Here is a 17906-nt window from a genome sequence, read left to right as displayed (position 1 = left end):
TAAGGTGAGTATATACTCACCTTTGAATTTTGTCAATGACTAGCTTGCAAACAGAAGAATTTAGATGTACTGTGTATGTACACGATAAAGAAAGGACCCCTGCCCATGGCTCACCAATTCTACGAAACCTGTGCCTATTTCACCGCCGCACGCTATCTCCGAGCAGTCGAGCAGCTCACGGACAAGATCTTTGCGCCAACTGGCCTGAAACCCGCCTACAGTTATATCATGATGGCATTGGAAGATCAGCATCCCCAGACCATCAAGGAACTTTCCACGAAATTAGGCTACGAACGCTCAACGATTTCTCGACTGGTCAAGTCACTGGCGCAGCAGAAGTTAGTCACCCTACAAGCACAAGGACGGGCGACCAGTATTGACCTAACCGCGGATAGCGCCCCCTTTCTGGTGACGGCCAACCGCTGTCTCAGTCACTTAACGGCCACAACCGATCAACTGCTGGGTGCTGATAAAGCCCCCATGACACATCTACTAACGACAAATAATCAAAAAATTCGGGAGGACTTAAAATGATCACTTATCATAAACAAGACGTTGAAGACCTGTCCATTTTCTACAGAGAGGCTGGCGATCCTAACAAGCCCACCATGCTCTTACTGCACGGCTTCCCTTCCGCTAGTCATATGTTCCGTGACCTCATGCCGGCACTCGAAAATCATTTTCATTTGATTGCGCCAGACTTTCCAGGGTTCGGTCAGTCCAGTTCACCCGATCACGATGAATTCATCTACAGTTTTAAACATATCAGTGAAATCATGACGACTTTCCTAAAAGAACGCAACCTCACCTCCTTCTACATGTATGTCTTTGATTACGGTGCTCCCATTGGCTACTATCTGGCGCTTAGCCATCCCGACTGGATTCGCGGCATCGTTAGTCAAAACGGCAACGCTTATCAAGAAGGATTAGGCAGCAAATGGGCCACCCGCCAAGACTTCTGGGATCACCCCACTCAAGCTAAACGCGATAGCTACCGGACGGCCTTCGCTCCCGAGACCATCAAGGGCCAGTACCTCACGGGAACCCAACCCAATCGCGTCGCACCGGACGGCTATATGCTCGATATCGCTTATACCCACACGCCAGATTACGCAGAGCGTCAACTGGATCTTATCTTTGATTATCAAAATAACGTCAAAACCTATCCCCTATTTCAACAGTACTTCCGCGAATATCAACCCCAGCTACTCGCCGTTTGGGGCAAGAACGATCCCTCGTTCATTCCTGCCGGCGCTGAGGCCTTTAAGCGTGACGATGCCAATGTTGAGGTGGACCTGTTAGATACCGGCCACTTTGCCTTGGAAACCCACGCCCAAACGATCGCGCAACTGATTATTCAGTTCTTTAATAAGTAGCTCACGCCAAACTAAAAGGTGAAGCCCCACAAAACTTGCTGGACTTCACCTTTTTAGTAACTAAACTAAAGTTTTAAAGTATCAGGTATACCTATTCTAGCAATAATAGTCAACCTGAAATTGGGCAACCTAGTGGTCCCTTCGCCTTACCGGTCAGCAGATATGGACTGGAACGGGGCGAACGCAACTTGAAGCCTCGAAAATCACGAGTCTACAAGCTTGGTTTTCTACTAAGCCAGTAAGGAGTTCACTTACTGACTAAGTAGAACGACGCACCTGAGCCATATCTGCCGACCTCACGGCTTACATGGTGCTCTTAGCTGACTGTGATCATAACTATAGCAGGCGTTATTAACTGAACCGAATACGCAGGGTAGTCACGTTTTCGAACGATGTGTTGTGATAAAACACAATCAGAGCCGGAGGAGGCCAGGGATGGAGCCAGCCGTGAAAGTGGTGTTAACTGGCGTGCTTCAGCCAGTTTACAGCACGGGCGACTTTGGAGACAGGTGCTCTTCGTGGCTCCAAATCGAGCGAGAAGACTGGCGGCCTTCCAGGCTGAAGCGTCCCCACAGCAGGCGGAATCCCTGGCAGCCGTAGTGCGCCCACTTTAGACTAGTTTAGTGGCGCTAATGCTTACCAATACAGGGCCACGGTGGGTATTTCATCTTCCAACCCTAGTTAACGCAATTAAATCAGCTTCATGAGCAGATGAATCTGACCCGCAATAAAATCGTGCGTTTTGGCTGGCAACGCCTGATTATCACGAATCAACAATTCATCAAAAATCACCTTCTGGAAGGTCGCCATGATGGCCGTTGCCAATTGGGTCGCCTTCTCTGGGGTCACCTCTGCCGGTGTAATCTCGAACAATCGCTGGGCCACCCGCTTCTGAACGTGGTCAAAAGACGTGATCAACCACGCAGACTGTTCATCCGACAGCATTGCCCGATTGCGAATCGTAATGATAAATTCCTGGTAACCAATGCCATTTCCTAACAACCGCCACATGTTTTCAAAGAGGCCAATGACATCCCGTTCAATATTTTCTCGTGTCCACCCGGCCGTCATGTCTTCTGCAATGCGGATACGGTCCGCGACGCCTTCATGGACAATCTGATCCAGCAGTTCCCGTTTGCCCTTGGGAAAGTAATAGTACAACAGGCCTTCCGCAATGCCGGCGCGCTCATTAATCTCCCGCGTGGACGTTTCCGTATAGCCCTTTTCCGTAAATAATTCTCGACTGACCGCAATGATCTTTTGGCGTTGCTGGTCACTTTTTTTCGTCATAACTTCATCGCTCCACTCAAGTTGTTTAGCTCTAATTATACCGTCTTTTCCGCACTGGGAGCAAAAGGCATGCGTTCACCACGCCACCCGGCAACGTCGTCGGGTTCGAACTGGTAGGTCAAGGGCTTGCCATAGGCCTGTTCGTACGCCGTCTTCTTCTGCTGATAATCGAGCGCCATCATGGCACGGCTATTGTCCCGCACCGACTTTTGCGGATCAGGGAAAATGGGCTTGAGAACGTGCATGACGTAGCGAACCTGATCAAACTCGGCATTATCCATGCGTGGCAGATCTTGGATCTCGACGAAACAGGAGATGACGGGAACTTGGAATTTAGCGGCGTAGTAATAAGCCCCCCGCTTCACCGGTCGTGGCTTACGGTAGTTAAACCACATCTCCTGTTCCGGATAGATCAGCACATATTGCTCTTGGGCCAGTGCCTGCTGAATGAATTTAGGAAAGACCCGTCCGGCATATTCCTTGTCGTCACTAATGGGAATCGTGTCGTAGTAATTCATGAGGTAGCCAATCACCCCGCCCATCTCCAGGTTGGTATCCCGACTCACAATATAGAGACGTTTCTTACTGGTACGCTGAACCATCCGCCGCACCACCGTGTTGTCTAGGGGATTAAAATGATTGCTGGTGATGATGGCGCCGCCGGTCACCCCAGCCAGATTTTCCAAACCTTCAAAGCGGGTCCGCCGATTAAAGTAACGGGTGGCCAACCCCGCGACCTGCCGGGAAACGTGATTGTTAAAACGATAGGTCAAGGTGCCGTTGCGCTGAAGGTAACGCTGGAGCACGGCGGTTTGTTGGGCCTTCGTAAAAATCGGATCATTAACTTCGACCTTGGCGTTCAGTTGGCCAGTCACGGCATCATGTTCAATGTTTTTGACAACTTTTTCTTTCATACCACCAATAATCATGTTAGATCAACTCCAATTCTTTTTTAATCTGCCAGACATTAGCTGGTTGTTTCTCCGCATAAATGGCGAGTGTCCGTAGGAGGTTGTGCTCAGCCGTACGATCCTTGGCGCGGTCCGCTGCGGTGAACACCCGTTGAATGGCCAGGATTTCCGCATAGTATGGAGACTGAGGCGCGATATCCCAGAAATACTGGGCGTTCTGTGCCGCCGGGTAGTGCCACGGCTTACTGAACAAGGTGTAGTGCGCCACTTTGGGAACAACCCGCTTACCCCGTGTAGGCATGGTGTTCCAAGCGGGATCCAGATACAGGACACGATCGCGACACAATTCATTCAAATAATCCTGATCCGGCGCAATGAAGTCAAGGTGATAGGTCGCCAGCAGACGACTAAAATTCTCGCTAAACCCCTCTGCTCGCATCTGACGCAGATTCAGCAATAACACGCCGGAGTTAAAATACTGAGCAATTGGCAACTGCAGGTGATGTTCGACGTAGCGTAGACTCTGCGGGTGTTCAATCGCAAAGGTCTCCCGAACGGCACCGACCAAGTGATCGCCTAGGTCCATGCAGAAGAGCGCCGCCAGATCGGTTGCCACCACGACATCAGCATCGAGATAGATGGCCTGATCATACTGGGGAAACATCGCGGCAATGAACAGCCGGTAGTAGATCGACAGGGTGAAGTTTGCCCATGGCAGCTTCCGGTGTTCTCCGGCCAACCGGGCGAGCAGGTCCGGGCTAAGCTGCACAAAGCGAATCGCCACGTTGCCGGTCGCCATGTTTCCCAATCGCTCACGGTTTTCAACACTCAGCACCTCATATAAAACAATCAATTCGTAGTTTTGCCGGGGATTCGAATGGGCTTTAATTGAGGTTATCGTCACCGATAAAAACGGCGCGTAGGCATCGTTGATGGAAAAGAAAATTGGAATAGCTTTCGTCATGTTAGCACCCTCCTCACCTATTTAGTCGCTGATTAATTCTCTTCTAATCTGCTGAATATCATCACTATTCTTCGCCGAAAAAGCGTGTAGCGTAGCCAATAACCCCGTCTCAGTGGCCTGATCCTTGGCACGATCCGCAGCCGTGAAGGCGCGTTGGATCGCCTTAATTTCTGCGAAATACGGGGATTGCGGCGCGATGTCCCAGAAATACTGGCCATTCTGTGCATCCGCGTAGTGCCACGGCTTGCCAAACAAGCTGTAGTGAATCAGCTTGGGCGCGGTCACCCGGTTCTGCTGGGTCGGCATCACATTCCAAGCACGATCGAGGTGTGTCACGCGATCCCGGCACAGAATGTTCAAATAATCTTGATCCGGCGCAATGAACTCGGCGTGATAGGTCGTCAGCAAGTGGGTAAAGGTCTCGTTGAATTTCTCGGCGCGCATCTGCTTTAGATTCAACACCATCACGCCAGAGTTAAAGTAGTCGGTAATTGGCAACTGCAGGTGCTGCGTCACGTACTGCACACTCTGCGGATGATCGGCAGCAAAGGTGTCCTGCACGGCCCCGACCAAATGGTCCCCCAGATCCGTCTGGAACAGTGCGGCCAGGTCCGTGGTCGTCACCACATCGGCATCGAGGTAGATGGCTTGGTCGTACTGGGGAAACATGGCGGCAATGAAGAGCCGATAGTAGATTGTGAGGGTAAACGTGGCCCCACGTAACTTCATGTGCTCCCCGGCCAACTGCTTCATCAGGTCATCGCTGACCGTAACAAAGCGAATCGAAACGTTGGTCGTTGCCAGTTGTCCCAACCGCTCCCGGTTCTCCGCGTTAAGATCTTCGTACAAAACAATCAGGTCGTACTGGCGCTGCGGATCGGCATGGGCAATGATGGACGTCATCGCGACTGAGAGAAATGGCGCATAGGCATCATTGATGGAAAAGAAAATTGGAATTGGTTGGGTCATCGTGGTCTCCTCCTTACAGGGTCACAATTAATTTTTGATAGTCCGTTAAAATATCATCATATTCGTGTAATTTTAATTTACGATGAACGTCCTCGACCTGCCACGGCTTGACCGTCAGGGTATGCAGCCACGGGAACAGTCGAAAACTGGTGGTAAAATGCTGAAAAACCGTATTGGCTTTGAGACGTCGCTGTTCGTTGTAACGTCGTGGTAGTAGACGTTTGCGCGTCACCAAGCGATTAATCGCGGATTGATCGGGCATGAACATCTCTTCAGTCCGACATAGCTCACGACAGCGTGCAAACAGGCCCGTGCGCCGAATCACCTTGAGATTGAGAAGCAGCATCCCCGAATTCATATAGTCAAAGTGCCGCCAACTTTGATGGAAGAACCAGCGCCCGTAATGATCCAGCACGCCAGCCAGCTCAATTTCACGAATATCTTGGTGGTAAAAGGGTTGGCAATTCAGTCGGCAGATGACGTCGGTATCGAGGTAGAGGAGCTTGTCCGGTAACTGGGCCACCTGATCGGCATATAACCGCAACATACAGCACGGGGTAAAGATCGTATTGCGGTTGGCCGTGAGTGGCTCCGCGGCCACCAAAGCCGTCACGTCAATACGGGTCACGCAACTAGCTGGATTGGCCTGCTTGACTATCGCATCCAGTTCCGCCACCGTTTTCACCGTGAGCGGTTCGAACTGCCGCGTGTCGCTCTGCATGGCTGCCGTTAAAATGTAGATAGCTAACGGCTCATGCGTTTCTTTCAGTAACGATAGGATCGAGATCAGTAAGCCCGGTTTCATATGACTATCGCCACAATAGAGAATATTCACCCTTCACCCCTCCTCGTAAGTCACGTACTGTACGTTGCTCGTCGCCGCGCGCTTGGTCATCTGCGCTTGGATCTGTTGTTGGAGCACGCGCTGTTGCTGCTTTGCCGGTAGGCTCGCGTCCGGGAAAAAGGGACCATCCAGGTAAACGACCAGTCGTGGTCGTCGCCCCCAACGTTTGCGATAGGTAACCGTCAAACAATAGGCGGGAACCTGAGCCGCCACGGGAAAATGAAACGCGGCGGGATTGAACGGTCGAACGCCCGTATAGTAGGGCCAGACGTGCTCTTCGGGATAAATCAGCACCCATTCATCAGCTGCGAGCTTCGCCATAACCGCTCGGTTAAATCGTCCCAGTTGATGAAGCGTTTGCGGTGTCGGGAGCGCCCCACCCCGGCTCGCCAGTGAGCCGATAACGGGAATTCCCAGATTAGCCGGACTGACTAGGGCATTAAACGTGCGATGATCACCTAGATAATAGGGAATCAGCACATCCCCGGTCGGCTGGGTATGATTGCCATACAATACAAACCCGTGATCACCGGCCGCCTTGAGCCGCCAAGCATTCTTAAACGTCACGGATCGCCCAATGTGACAGTAAAGATAACTGAGACTGTTGGCAGTGACGCGGACTAGCCGTTGTTGCCACCGTTTGCCCGATGACTGCCAGTCGTAATCGGCAGGCAATTGCCAATCCTGATGACGACTGGTAACGAAATCCTCTTGAAAGCTGTGATAGACCCGATTTCTCATGGCAATCCCTCCTCTGCTCATAAAATTAAGTGAGTGCTCAATTACCAACTTCAATATAGCACATCTTTTTTAGAATGCAAGGCCCTTTCTCAGAGAAAATGACCAAAAAAATCGCCAACCCCATTCAGGGCCGGCGATCGTCGTTACTGCATTAAATTCAAGGTAACCAATTGGTAAGACGTTTTTTCATGATCCGTGTGTTGGGTTGTTTTTTTACCCGTTTGTTCCAAAATTTGAGTTCTCTCAGTTCCCGTGACGGTTTGCACCTTCGTCACCACGAGCTTCGTATTGGGATTCAGGAGATATTCCTTCTCGTCATCGTACTGAGAAATGGGCGCAATATAGGCGCCGTGATAGCCCTTAGGAAAGTTAATCTTCAATAGAATCTGTGAAGTGAATTCCGTTGCTACCGCATGACTCGTGCTCGTTGAAGCAAAACCCGGATCTCTGTAAATAGCGCCTGGCTTTAACTTGGCCTGGTGCAGGGCGAGTCGCGCCACCTTCTTAGAGGTTCCCCGGTAGACCGTCATGGGGTGCGCCAACTTAAAGGTCTTCAGACTAGCCGTCAGATCCTTCACGCGTTGCCGTGTCTTAGCGGTCGTCTTGCGTTTGGGATAGCGTAAGGCGTTGTTAATCTTGTCGGAACCGTCGCCCGTGTAGACGCCGATCACCTTGACCTGCCGCTTGCTGAGCTTACCTGCCCAGGCTTTGGACTGCTTCACCATCTGGCGATAGTGCTTCTTGGTCAGCTTAATGGCACGATTGCTATAGGTCATCCGACCCACGTTGGTCACCAGTAGGATCTGGGTCGATCCCGGGGCCACCACGATAGCATCGCTTCCCGTTCGGCGGACCACGGACAGTGCCGTATTCTTAGGAATCGACACACTCTCCGGTGCGGACTGATCCGTTGGTTGTGTGAGCGCGGTCACGGAACGCCGTGTCACGACCTGTTGGGTCCCCGCCGAAGTGTTTGTGTTGAGCTGACTCTCAATGTAGACGAGTTTAGGCGCTTTAGCTTTCGTCTTAGCGCTGGCAGTCGTTGCTAGCCCGCTCCCGAGAACGAGTCCCATCCCGACCATCAGTAATACCCCTAGTGTCCTTTTCATCAAAACTCCTCCTCCAAAAACGGGTGCCGACTGGATTTCCCCGCCAGCCATTCACCCTAATTGTTCCGCTCACCATTATAGCATGATAGCGATGCCATTGAATCATTCAGGGGCAAAACTTAATCGTTATAGCGGAGACTATTCTAGCAGCAAACTTCATGGCTAATTCGCTTCAAATGCGCATCGAACCCGAGCCTCAACGGAGGTGAGTAGCCAGCCGTTGGCGAGTTTTAGTGATCTCACAAAAGTCATCAGTCGTGATAACCCGGTGAAACTAGAAAGGTGCTGGGATGTCACTCAAAAAAGGCTATTTCAAAACGTTGAAGTTCTGAAATAGCCTTTTTGTTTTTACCATGATGGTGTCGAAACGTGGACCATCAGGCAGTTTGTTGCGCTTAACCCGAGAACAGAAATTATGCCAAGATCAGGCATAACCCCTGTTCTCACGTTAATGCTCGCAAACTAACCGCCTGCTGTTCCACTCTTTATTCTGCAATTAAATCTTATGAAGCGTAGTAAACTTCACCGTGGAAGCGATGGTTCTTGAGTTGCTTGGCGACCTGCTTAGACGCGTAATAGTGCTGATCAACCCACAGGCCGGCGCCACCGGCTTCACTCAGCACGGCTAGCTTTTGCCCGTGATACGGCTTGTTGGCCACCTTGTAGTAGGTGCCGTCCCCGGCTGATTGATTCCAGCCACGAAGGCCGACCCAATTGGCCTGGCGAACCCACATCTTCTGGCCGACCACCCAGTTGGTGTGCTTGGCAATCTGCGCCGGATCGGCGCTCGCCAAGCGTTGATGTAACGTTGTCGTCCGGGTGTAGTGCTGCGTGTTATCATAGCCCGCCGTCCGCCACTTGGTCGCCGTAAACTTGACCTTGTCGTATTTACCGGCGCCCTCGTAATGGTACCAGGTGCCCCGCAGGCGTTGCGGATAGACCTTCATTGTCCGTTGTGCCTTAGCGTGGACCGTTGTGGGGGTCACCATTTGTGCACCACCCAAAGTCATCCCCGCAAGTAATGCTAAAAGCCAAACTTGTTTCTTCATCAGTAAAACTCCTCCCCAGGAATATGATGTGTGACTCATACGGAAATAGTATACACCAGCCAGGCCCGCAAAAACCGTATAAATTAATAAATAACCGCTTCAATCACTGCTGGCCTGAAGTGCCCGGTTTTTCAGCAGTCCAATTGCGGCCCGCAATCGTACGGTTAATGCCCCTATATGGGGATCTTCACCCATTGAAACAGGCGGCGCAATCGCGTCAGTGAATATTGAAAAGAGAGTGTTCCCAGAATCAAAAACGCCGGCAGATACTGAATCAAATACCGACTACGTCCCCCTTCAAAAAGCAGTAAAAATAGGAACGCGCCAATAATCGTTAGACGCAAAACCTGGGTGAATTTGCGCTGATCACGCCACCCAAAAAAGATCATGATTAGCCAAACGATCCACCACGCCTGTGCTAAGTAACGAAAATCTCCCAAGCGCGTCCCATAAAGATAAACGAACTCACGGAGACCGCGCGCAAATCCGGTTCCAGTCGGCTTGGTTCCCTGCTGGATGAAGTGACCTTCTTTAATCCAGGCAAATGAGCCATCCGCGCTGTTATTGCGTTGCTTCTTGACTAAAAAGGTTAAATATCCCCAGAATCCCCGTTGTTTTAACCGTTTGAGGTACATCTTCTTGGACCACTCGGTGCGGGCCTTCTTAGTCGGCAATTGGGCCATCTTAAGGGCATCCTTGGCATTGTAGCCACCCTCACCAGAAATCCCCATGCTCATGAAATGGACCGCCGGAATCGCCCGAGCTGTATTGATTTTAATGTAATGTTGCGTATCCAAAATATGGTTGCCCGCGCTATAGGCACCACCACCTACAAGCCCACTAACAACTAGGAGAACGACGAGCAGGCCACCCTTGCGCCACGTTAGCTTTTGCCAAAATTCGTGGCGAATGAGCTGCAGCAATTCTACGAGGACAATCGCAATCAACGCGACGATGGCTGACGGCTTCATAAAATAAGCCAGCGCGACGTTTAGGCCAAAACCTGCCGCCGCTAGCACCTTCCAGAAGCCGTGACACCGGCCATAGCTCATCACAACATAACAAAAGATATAGGCCGAGACGAACGGCAGCACCCACGCATCCGTATAGGGCACAATAATCATCGGAAAGATGGCCAGCCAACCAACGTGAACATAAATCGCGGTGGGAATCTGGCGGCGACTAATCACGGCCACACTCAGAATATTAAAGACGGCCGACAAATCCGTCAGTATCAGTGTCACCCAATCAAAGAATAGCCAAGACGTGGTTTGAAATTGCTCTGCCAACCAATGTTGCATCAGTAGAATGGGCAAGTTGTTTGAGTTTTGACTAAAGTAAGACATCGTCTCGACACCCTTGGGATCAAGAACCGCCTCATGAATCGCACTCACATCAAATCCGATGGCGGGATGCACACACAGAACAAATAACACCTGCCAGGCAACCGTAGCCACTAATAAGACACTCGCCGTGACCACCTGATGACGCACAAAAATCCATTTCAGGACGCGGGCCACTCGCGGATAGGAAAAGCCAGCCAGACTGATGCTGATCGCCACCAACAAGACCATGGCTGTGACCACGGTGGTGCCAGACCCTGTCTGTGAATTATCGCCCAAAATGAGATTGACTGACGTCACCGCAAAGTACGTGGTCAGCGCAAAAAAGAAATAAAACAGGCCCCGGATAAACCGATTCCCATAATTAAATAGTCGATGATCCATCAGTAGCCTCCCCAATCTTGTCCAGTCACGGTATTAATGATTCCACTCGCTCCCCTTTTTATCGCGAAGGTAGCGGATATCTTTATCGACAATCTTTTTAGCCGATCCCGTCTCGGCAGTGAAGGTGTCCGTGTTCCAAACGCCAGGAAGGGACATCGAATTAATCACACCCACCAACCGAATCCAGGAAACAACGAAGTTATACAGTGGCAGCAACCAGATAATCCATCTGATATTGTGATAAAATTGCCGCTCATCAGGAAATTTCTGTAGCAGTCGACCCACACTAACGTAATTGACCAGCGACACAAAGACATATAGCAAGTAAATCACAACGTAAGATAGGCCCAGTACGACCGGTGAATAACGGAAAAATAGGAGGACAATACTGGCAAATAACCAAATCATTTTGGGAAAGACGAAGGTATGATCGATCATCATCCGTCGCACCAAAAAGTTTTTGAAAAAGTGACTGATTTGCGCATCATGATGCATGTATTCTTTGGAAACTTCCAGCTCGCCCCGCATCCAGCGTTGACGTTGCTTGTAAAGCTGTTCCACACCCGACAATGGTTCAATGTAAAAGATCGCATCTGCACACAACATCACCTTCTGCTTAAGGCGTTGCCGAACTTGAAAGGTCATATCCGTATCTTCGCCAACGGTATCCGTGTTATACATGAACGTGTCCACCAAGGTTGACTTACGAAAGGCCGAGAATGCCCCCGACATGGTAAACAATTGATTATTATCCGATTCAATCGTCCGACCAGACAAGAAGGCCTGGGCGTATTCAAAGTACTCAATCTTTTGCAAGCACCGCAATCCGCGGCTGACCGTCCGTTTGATCTGCGAACGTTGTGTCAAAATGGTGCCCGTCATCGCCGCCAAATCAATGTCATTTTCAAACTGGAGAACCATGTTCATTAACGCATGCTTTTCCAGTACGCCGTCACTGTCAATGTTGATCACATACGTGCCAATGCACTGATAAATCGCGCCGTTTAAGGCCTTGGCCTTCCCTTGGGCGGTTTGCATCATCTGCAGATTTAAATTGAAATGGTTCTGAGCCCGCGCAAAGGCAGCGAAACTGTTATCCGTACTCTGATTATCCGCCAACACAATCTGCATATTCCGATTGGGATACGTGGAATCATTGATGGATTGCAGACAGGCAAAGAGGGTCTCCTCCGAATTATAGACCGGCACAATAATCGAAATGAAGGGCAATTTATCTGGTGCTTCAAGCTGCTTTAGATGATGGCTACGATGCATCACGTGAATAGCCGAGATGAGTGCGGGAATAATCTCCACCACAATGGGAATTAACGCCCATGTGATCCAGAACCCCATTTGCGCTAAAGTTAAATCAATAAAATAAGTCACGACTGCTTACCTCTCGAAAAATGCCGTTTAAAATTCGTATAGAGACTTTGCGATAATTGCGAATAAGTAAAGACGTTGTAGTACAGCACAATCACCAGCACATAGAAGAACAACCGTCCTAATAAGGTATGGGCCATAAAGTACCAGCCAGCGCCACCAAAATAGACCAGTGAAACCACCAACATGAGTCGCATGACATTTGCCAGGTAAATCCACACGATACCCACGATCAAATAAAAATTCTTTTCCTGACGAGAATAGGTTGGAAAGAAAGCCAGCAGGCCAATAAACGCCGTGGTTTCAATAATTCCCGAACACTCATAGTCAATCGACATCGTCACTGGATTGACGCTATTGCCAATATAAACGATTCCATATTTAGTAAAGACCCGACACCAATGCGTCAAGTCGCCTAAGGTTGCGACACCATTGATCACGAGGTGGGTCATAAACCACACCCAGTATGGGTTGCCCAGCGCAATCAGAATAAAGAACAGGCCAACACTTCCCGCGATAAAATAATAGGCGGAAAGGTGGGCCCGTTTTAAGACTGAAATTATGTAGAGCCATACAATGATGCCTAATAGCAGGTAGCTACTCATTTTAGCCGTCCTTTTTTGTTTTAATTTCCATGATGAGACCCGCGATCACAGCCATTCCGCGTTCCGAAAAACGCGTCTCGCTTGCCGATCTCTTTCTGCTTTAGATTCTGGCGAAAAGATTTAACCTGTTGGCTAATAATGCACACTTTCTCAGCCCTAGCCCATTTCAGTCCATTTTTCACCAGAATTCGCCAATCGTGCGATGACCACTTAGGCCGTCTGACGTCGACGGCGGGCTATCTTAACCACCCCTACCAGGGCAATGCTAAACCCGGCAGCAACCAGGATGACACCGCCCGTACTGCCACCGGTCGTGGTCAGGGTGGTTCCGCCAAACATCGCATCCCCGCTCGTCATCGAAATGTTCTGACTGGAGGTCGCAACGACGCCTAGATCCCGCAAAGGCACGCGCATCTCAACAATTTCATAATTACCGTGACTATCCTTAGGACGCGAAATCATGGCCTCAGCACCACTAACGGTACTTCCATTGGCGTTAACGGTAACGGGTTTAACTTTACCAGCGCCTAGGCCCTTCGCCTTCCCCAGAGTGATGGCGAATGACTTTGAACCGAACTTTAGCGTATAACTATCCGGCAACGCAATAAACCCGTGTTTATTATCATTGGGATTGGTGTTCATGTAAAAATAAACCGCGCTATCGTCCGCGACCAGCGATGCCTTAGCATCATTATTCAGTGAGGTCATCGGCTTATCGTCCCAGTCACTAAAATTACCATCCACACTAATATTTAGCTTGTTACTGTTGGTCGTTGCGGCATGGGCAGGAGTGGTCGTTGACCCCAACCAAATCAGGCTAAAACAAGTTAATAAAATCCAAAGCCATCGACGCATCATAAATCTCCTCCATTCACCGTTGCCACCTAAGTCGTACATCGACTCAATTATTTTAAGCACATTACGGTTAACTTCATACTACGCTAATTTTCAGGAGAAAACACACCCGACTCGAACAATATGGGCAATTATTTAAGCTAAGTTTAAGCTTCAATATTTAGTACCCGTCGCCATGACAAAAGGGACCGGAAAAATCCCCAGTCCCTTCCTTAACGGGTACTCAAAAATCATCGTACCATCCGCTTATCCAAGCTATCCTGGCCGCTCATCATCGCTGTAATACTGTGGTTTCGGTGCGACAACGGGATGCATTGCCAGCCAGGCGACAATCTGCCGGCCCAGGTTCTCGCCCATCGGTGCCGACGCGGCAATCTGCGCCTTGGTAATCTGATTCACGTGAATGCCGGCCGTGATGGTACAACTGCCGGGCAGTGCCGGTTGCACCACCCGGGCCACGCGCTCACCGACAAAGTTGTCCTTGTGAAAGCGCCCATCGTGACTGGGATACTTAATGGTCTGGATGGCCGTGTCCTTGGTCAACGTGGTGACATCGCCAATGTGCGGATTACTGCCACCCGTGACCACGATCAGCAAATCCTTACCAATCACCGTCACTTCCGCTTCAATCGTATAGCCTTCCTGCGTCACACTGAATTTTGGCATCTAATCACCCTCCCAACGCTTGGCCGTCTGTTCATGAATGCCAAAGGCGTCTAGCACCTTCATCGTTTGATGATCGACCAAATCCTGAATGGTCTGTGGGTGATTGTAGAAAGCAGGAATTGGGGGAATAATCTGAGCCCCGAGCTTCGCTAACTTCGTCAAGTTCTCCAAATGAATCACACTCAGCGGCGTTTCGCGAGGCACAATCACCAGTTTACGCTGCTCTTTAATGGTCACATCGGCGGCCCGGGCCACCAGGTTATCGCCAAACCCGTACGCAATGCTGGCCACGGTCTTCATGCTGGCGGGAACGATGACCATCCCGTCATTGAGAAATGAGCCACTGGCAATCGCAGCCCCCTGATCACGGTCGCTGTAGACCACATCGGCTAGTGCCTTGATCTGAGCCAACGTGTAGTCCGTCTCCAGCGCTAAATTTTTCTTCGCCCAGGCACTCATCACGAGGTGGGTCTCCACGTCGGGAAGGGCCCGCAACTTCTTCAGGAGGTCAATCGCATAAATGGTACCGGACGCGCCGGTTACCCCAATCACAATCTTCTTCATCACCCATCAGTCCTTTACTTCAAATACTTTTGCCAGTCGGGCACCTTCATGAACTGGGCCCGCACGAATTGGTCTTTCATGTCATAGGGCACGGTGCCATCAATCACGAGTTTGGACGACATGCCCTGCGTCCGAATCGACTTCGGGTCGTATTCGGGCCGCTCGGAAGGGTCCAGTGGATGATTGCGCATGCCCGGCAAGACCATAAGATCTTGGTCCGCCTGGAAGCGCGTGTTCACGGTCCACATGACATCATTCATATCGAAAATATCCACATCTTCATCGACCAGAATAACGGTCTTCAATTCCTTAAACGCCGAAAAAGCCAGCAAGGCCGCCTGCCGTTGAATCCCCTCATCGGCCTCGTCATCCTTGTGAATCTGCATAATCGTCATGAGCTTCCCACCACCTGCTGGCGGATTGTAGACGTTCAATACCTTGCCCGGGATCGCCCGATTGGTCAGCTCTAAAATACTGGCTTCGGTCGGAATACCGGCCATGCTGACGTGTTCCTCGGAAGGCCCAATCACGCTTTGCATGATTGGCTGTTTTCGATGAGTCACGGCGGTCACCTTGATCACCTGCAACGCAGGGTTGGCGTCCCCGTCGTACCCCGGAAACTCGGGCATGGCCTTGCCGGTGTGGGTGTTGATATCCTCTTGAATCCGCTCGTTAGGCATGATATAGCCCTCCAGCGTGAACTCCGACCGGGCAATCGCATTTTCAGCGACCGTCAGTGCCGGCGTCAGCCCCACGGCCTCTTGCCGGATCGCCCCGGCAACGCCCAATTCGTTGTAGCCTAATGGCGTGGTTGGTGGCTCGAAGGTGCACCCAATGGTGATGGCCGGATCCAGTCCAATGTTGATTGTCACCGGCATCGGCTCGTTGGCGGCCTCATATTCCTTGGCAAACGCGCCAATGTGCCGGCCACCGGGCATGATGTAAATGCCCAGTTTATCTTTATCCTCCAAAACCATCCGGTGAATGGTCACGTCGCTCATGGTTTTGGCCTTGTTGGACCCCAGCACCACCCCCACGGTGATGTAAGGCCCCGCGTCTTCGGGCGTATTGGTCGGCGCCGCAACCAGCTTGCGAATATCAAAGTCGGGGTCGGTCGCCTGGTGAACCACCTCATGGGCCGGCGCATTGTCGACCATCACGGGCGGCACTGGATTTTCCACGGCGTCGTTTAGAAACTGCCCCAGCGTGTGGAAATCGTGATGAAACATCAGGCCCACCCGCTTACGGCTGGCCATCAGTCCCATTAAGACTTTGGTATCCGGAAAGCCTTTGACGTGGTTAAACATCATCGCGGGGCCTTCTTGGGTTGGTCGTTCAACCGTCCCGCCAGCGCCAATGTACCGGTAAACACCGGACAGTTCGGCATTGGGATCGACGGCCACATCGGTCGCGTGGAACTGACCCGGGTGCGTCTTCAACTCAGCTAAAACTTTGCGCAAGTCATAGGGTTCATTTGTCATCAAATTACCTCCTGTATGTCATGTCTACAGTTAACTCTAGCCTCAATATCGCTTGCAAACAACGCCACTTTCGACTAACGTTATGCTTAACAGGAATAACAGATCAATTACCGTGAAAGGACCGCTGCCCATGACCTTGGAAGACTTCTACAGTTTCATCGTGATCTACCAGATTCGGAATATTTCCGACGCCGCCGTTGAACTGAACATTACGCAATCGGCGCTGTCAAAACGGCTACGCAACATGCAAAACGAACTAAACACGGCCTTGATTTCCACCCGCAATAAACGTCAACTGACCATCACCGAGAGTGGTGAGGTCTTCTTTCGTTACGCGCAGACCATCACGGCACAATACCAACTGCTGCAAGATGAGCTGCGGGACTACCGCACGTTGCAACGAGGCACCCTCCACATCGGCAGCGTCCCCGTCATGGCCCAGTATGGCCTAACCCGCAAGATGAGCCGGTTCATGCACGATTTCCCCCAGATCAACATTCGGTTGGAGGAACTGCAGGGAGCCGACTTGCTCAAACAACTGCAGAACCAGGCACTCGATCTGGGCATTCTCCGGGATGTCCAGAGCCAGCAACTCAACAAGTCGCAATTTGAAGCGGTCAACCTGGACACCGACGAGTTACGGGTCGTTCTGGATGCTCACCACCCGCTTGCACAACAAGCAACGCTCACCATGGCCGATCTCACGGACGTTGAGGTGGTCACGCTCAACCCCGGCTCGGGCGTTTACGAGAAAATGGGCAGCCTCTTCCAGCAGGCCGGGATCACCCCCAACATCCGCTTCACCACACCCCACATTGAGACACTGCTGGGGATGGTCGCTCATACGCAACGGGTCACCTTCCTCTTCACCAAGGCCGCCCAGCCCTTCTTGACCTCGGATTTTGTGACTCGCCCATTTCGTCAGCCCCTGATCAGCCACCTGCAGTTGGTCTATCCGCGGGGAACGTTGAGTCAGGCGGCCCAGCGCTTTATGGGTTATCTCAACGGGTCCCTCGTGAACTACTCGTCACTAAAGTAACGAGCTTCTAGAAACACCGCTGACTTGCATGACACTTATGGGGTGTCACGTAGCGGTTACGGCTATCAACTAAGGACTATTCCAGCCCAAGACGGTTTTAATATTTAAGCGGTTACGGCCAAAATATTCTTAGCGGCATTAATGTCTCTATCGTGATTTTCTCCACAGTTTGGGCAAGTCCATTTACGAAGGGACAGCTCATGTTTGCCATCGTCAAAGCCACAACTTGCACAAAGTTGACTGGTTTTCCATGGGTTTACAATCACTAGTCGCTTCCCATACCAGGCACATTTGTAAGTTAGTTGCCGACGAATTTCACGCCAAGACTGGTTG

19 protein-coding genes are annotated in these 17906 nt (G+C 50.9%); 3 read left to right on the top strand and 16 right to left on the bottom strand.

The features are described 5' to 3' along the window. The first annotated feature begins 105 nt into the window (after window positions 1–105). Window positions 106–534, top strand: a complete 429-nt coding sequence (locus FD28_RS11035) for a MarR family transcriptional regulator (RefSeq protein ID WP_057735103.1) — start codon at window positions 106–108, stop codon at window positions 532–534. Beyond that, window positions 531–1376 (top strand): alpha/beta fold hydrolase, encoded by an 846-nt coding sequence (locus FD28_RS11030; RefSeq protein ID WP_057735102.1) that lies wholly within the window; start codon window positions 531–533, stop codon window positions 1374–1376. Before FD28_RS11035 ends, FD28_RS11030 begins: the two co-directional genes overlap by 4 nt. A 690-nt stretch (window positions 1377–2066) precedes the next feature. Here FD28_RS11030 and FD28_RS11025 read toward each other — a convergent pair. The 15 genes from FD28_RS11025 to FD28_RS10955 all read right to left on the bottom strand — a co-directional run bounded on the left by FD28_RS11025 (window position 2067) and on the right by FD28_RS10955 (window position 16534). Beyond that, window positions 2067–2666 carry a TetR/AcrR family transcriptional regulator gene (locus FD28_RS11025; protein WP_057735101.1) on the bottom strand — a complete coding sequence of 200 codons (600 nt, stop codon included), beginning with the start codon at window positions 2664–2666 and terminating at the stop codon, window positions 2067–2069. A 35-nt stretch (window positions 2667–2701) separates the two neighbouring features. Next, the gene (locus FD28_RS11020) at window positions 2702–3580 is read right to left on the bottom strand and encodes a lysophospholipid acyltransferase family protein (RefSeq protein WP_235806893.1); all 879 of its coding nucleotides are present in this window, start codon (window positions 3578–3580) and stop codon (window positions 2702–2704) included. A gap of 16 nt (window positions 3581–3596) precedes the next feature. Further along, the gene (locus tag FD28_RS11015; protein ID WP_057735099.1) at window positions 3597–4541 is read right to left on the bottom strand and encodes a glycosyltransferase family 8 protein; all 945 of its coding nucleotides are present in this window, start codon (window positions 4539–4541) and stop codon (window positions 3597–3599) included. A 21-nt stretch (window positions 4542–4562) separates the two neighbouring features. Beyond that, window positions 4563–5510 (bottom strand): glycosyltransferase family 8 protein, encoded by a 948-nt coding sequence (locus tag FD28_RS11010; RefSeq protein ID WP_057735098.1) that lies wholly within the window; start codon window positions 5508–5510, stop codon window positions 4563–4565. Window positions 5511–5523: 13 nt separating this feature from the next. Beyond that, the gene (locus FD28_RS11005; protein WP_083478180.1) at window positions 5524–6345 is read right to left on the bottom strand and encodes a glycosyltransferase family 8 protein; all 822 of its coding nucleotides are present in this window, start codon (window positions 6343–6345) and stop codon (window positions 5524–5526) included. A gap of 3 nt (window positions 6346–6348) precedes the next feature. Next, complete coding sequence (locus FD28_RS11000) at window positions 6349–7095, bottom strand: lysophospholipid acyltransferase family protein (protein ID WP_057735097.1); 747 nt, start codon at window positions 7093–7095, stop codon at window positions 6349–6351. Window positions 7096–7238: 143 nt separating this feature from the next. Beyond that, window positions 7239–8204: an ADP-ribosyltransferase gene (locus tag FD28_RS10995; protein WP_162255555.1), complete on the bottom strand. Its 966-nt coding sequence runs from the start codon at window positions 8202–8204 to the stop codon at window positions 7239–7241. Between the two features lie 503 nt (window positions 8205–8707). Then, window positions 8708–9253, bottom strand: coding sequence for a hypothetical protein (locus tag FD28_RS10990; protein ID WP_057735095.1), 546 nt, complete (start codon window positions 9251–9253; stop codon window positions 8708–8710). A gap of 173 nt (window positions 9254–9426) precedes the next feature. Beyond that, window positions 9427–10980, bottom strand: a complete 1554-nt coding sequence (locus tag FD28_RS10985; protein ID WP_057735094.1) for a TIGR03766 family XrtG-associated glycosyltransferase — start codon at window positions 10978–10980, stop codon at window positions 9427–9429. 33 nt (window positions 10981–11013) lie between these two features. Beyond that, window positions 11014–12366, bottom strand: coding sequence for a TIGR03111 family XrtG-associated glycosyltransferase (locus FD28_RS10980; protein WP_083478178.1), 1353 nt, complete (start codon window positions 12364–12366; stop codon window positions 11014–11016). After that, entirely contained in the window at window positions 12363–12968 is a 606-nt protein-coding gene (gene xrtG / locus FD28_RS10975) for an exosortase family protein XrtG (RefSeq protein WP_057735093.1), read from the bottom strand. Before xrtG ends, FD28_RS10980 begins: the two co-directional genes overlap by 4 nt. 210 nt (window positions 12969–13178) lie before the next feature. After that, window positions 13179–13826, bottom strand: a complete 648-nt coding sequence (locus FD28_RS10970) for a Firmicu-CTERM sorting domain-containing protein (protein ID WP_235806892.1) — start codon at window positions 13824–13826, stop codon at window positions 13179–13181. A gap of 252 nt (window positions 13827–14078) precedes the next feature. Further along, window positions 14079–14489 carry a prenylated flavin chaperone LpdD gene (gene lpdD / locus FD28_RS10965; protein WP_057735091.1) on the bottom strand — a complete coding sequence of 137 codons (411 nt, stop codon included), beginning with the start codon at window positions 14487–14489 and terminating at the stop codon, window positions 14079–14081. Then, window positions 14490–15053, bottom strand: coding sequence for a UbiX family flavin prenyltransferase (locus FD28_RS10960; RefSeq protein ID WP_057735090.1), 564 nt, complete (start codon window positions 15051–15053; stop codon window positions 14490–14492). Between the two features lie 14 nt (window positions 15054–15067). After that, window positions 15068–16534 carry a UbiD family decarboxylase gene (locus FD28_RS10955; protein ID WP_057735089.1) on the bottom strand — a complete coding sequence of 489 codons (1467 nt, stop codon included), beginning with the start codon at window positions 16532–16534 and terminating at the stop codon, window positions 15068–15070. 130 nt (window positions 16535–16664) lie between these two features. Between FD28_RS10955 and FD28_RS10950 the strand changes: the two genes are divergently transcribed. Next, window positions 16665–17573 carry a LysR family transcriptional regulator gene (locus tag FD28_RS10950; RefSeq protein ID WP_057735088.1) on the top strand — a complete coding sequence of 303 codons (909 nt, stop codon included), beginning with the start codon at window positions 16665–16667 and terminating at the stop codon, window positions 17571–17573. Between the two features lie 104 nt (window positions 17574–17677). Here FD28_RS10950 and FD28_RS13490 read toward each other — a convergent pair. After that, window positions 17678–17906: RNA-guided endonuclease InsQ/TnpB family protein (locus FD28_RS13490; RefSeq protein WP_235806891.1), on the bottom strand; the 229-nt coding region annotated here is incomplete at its 5' end.

The sequence above is a fragment of the Levilactobacillus hammesii DSM 16381 genome (genome assembly GCF_001434395.1).
Taxonomy (GTDB): domain Bacteria; phylum Bacillota; class Bacilli; order Lactobacillales; family Lactobacillaceae; genus Levilactobacillus; species Levilactobacillus hammesii.
This window is presented reverse-complemented; position numbering and strand designations above follow the sequence as displayed.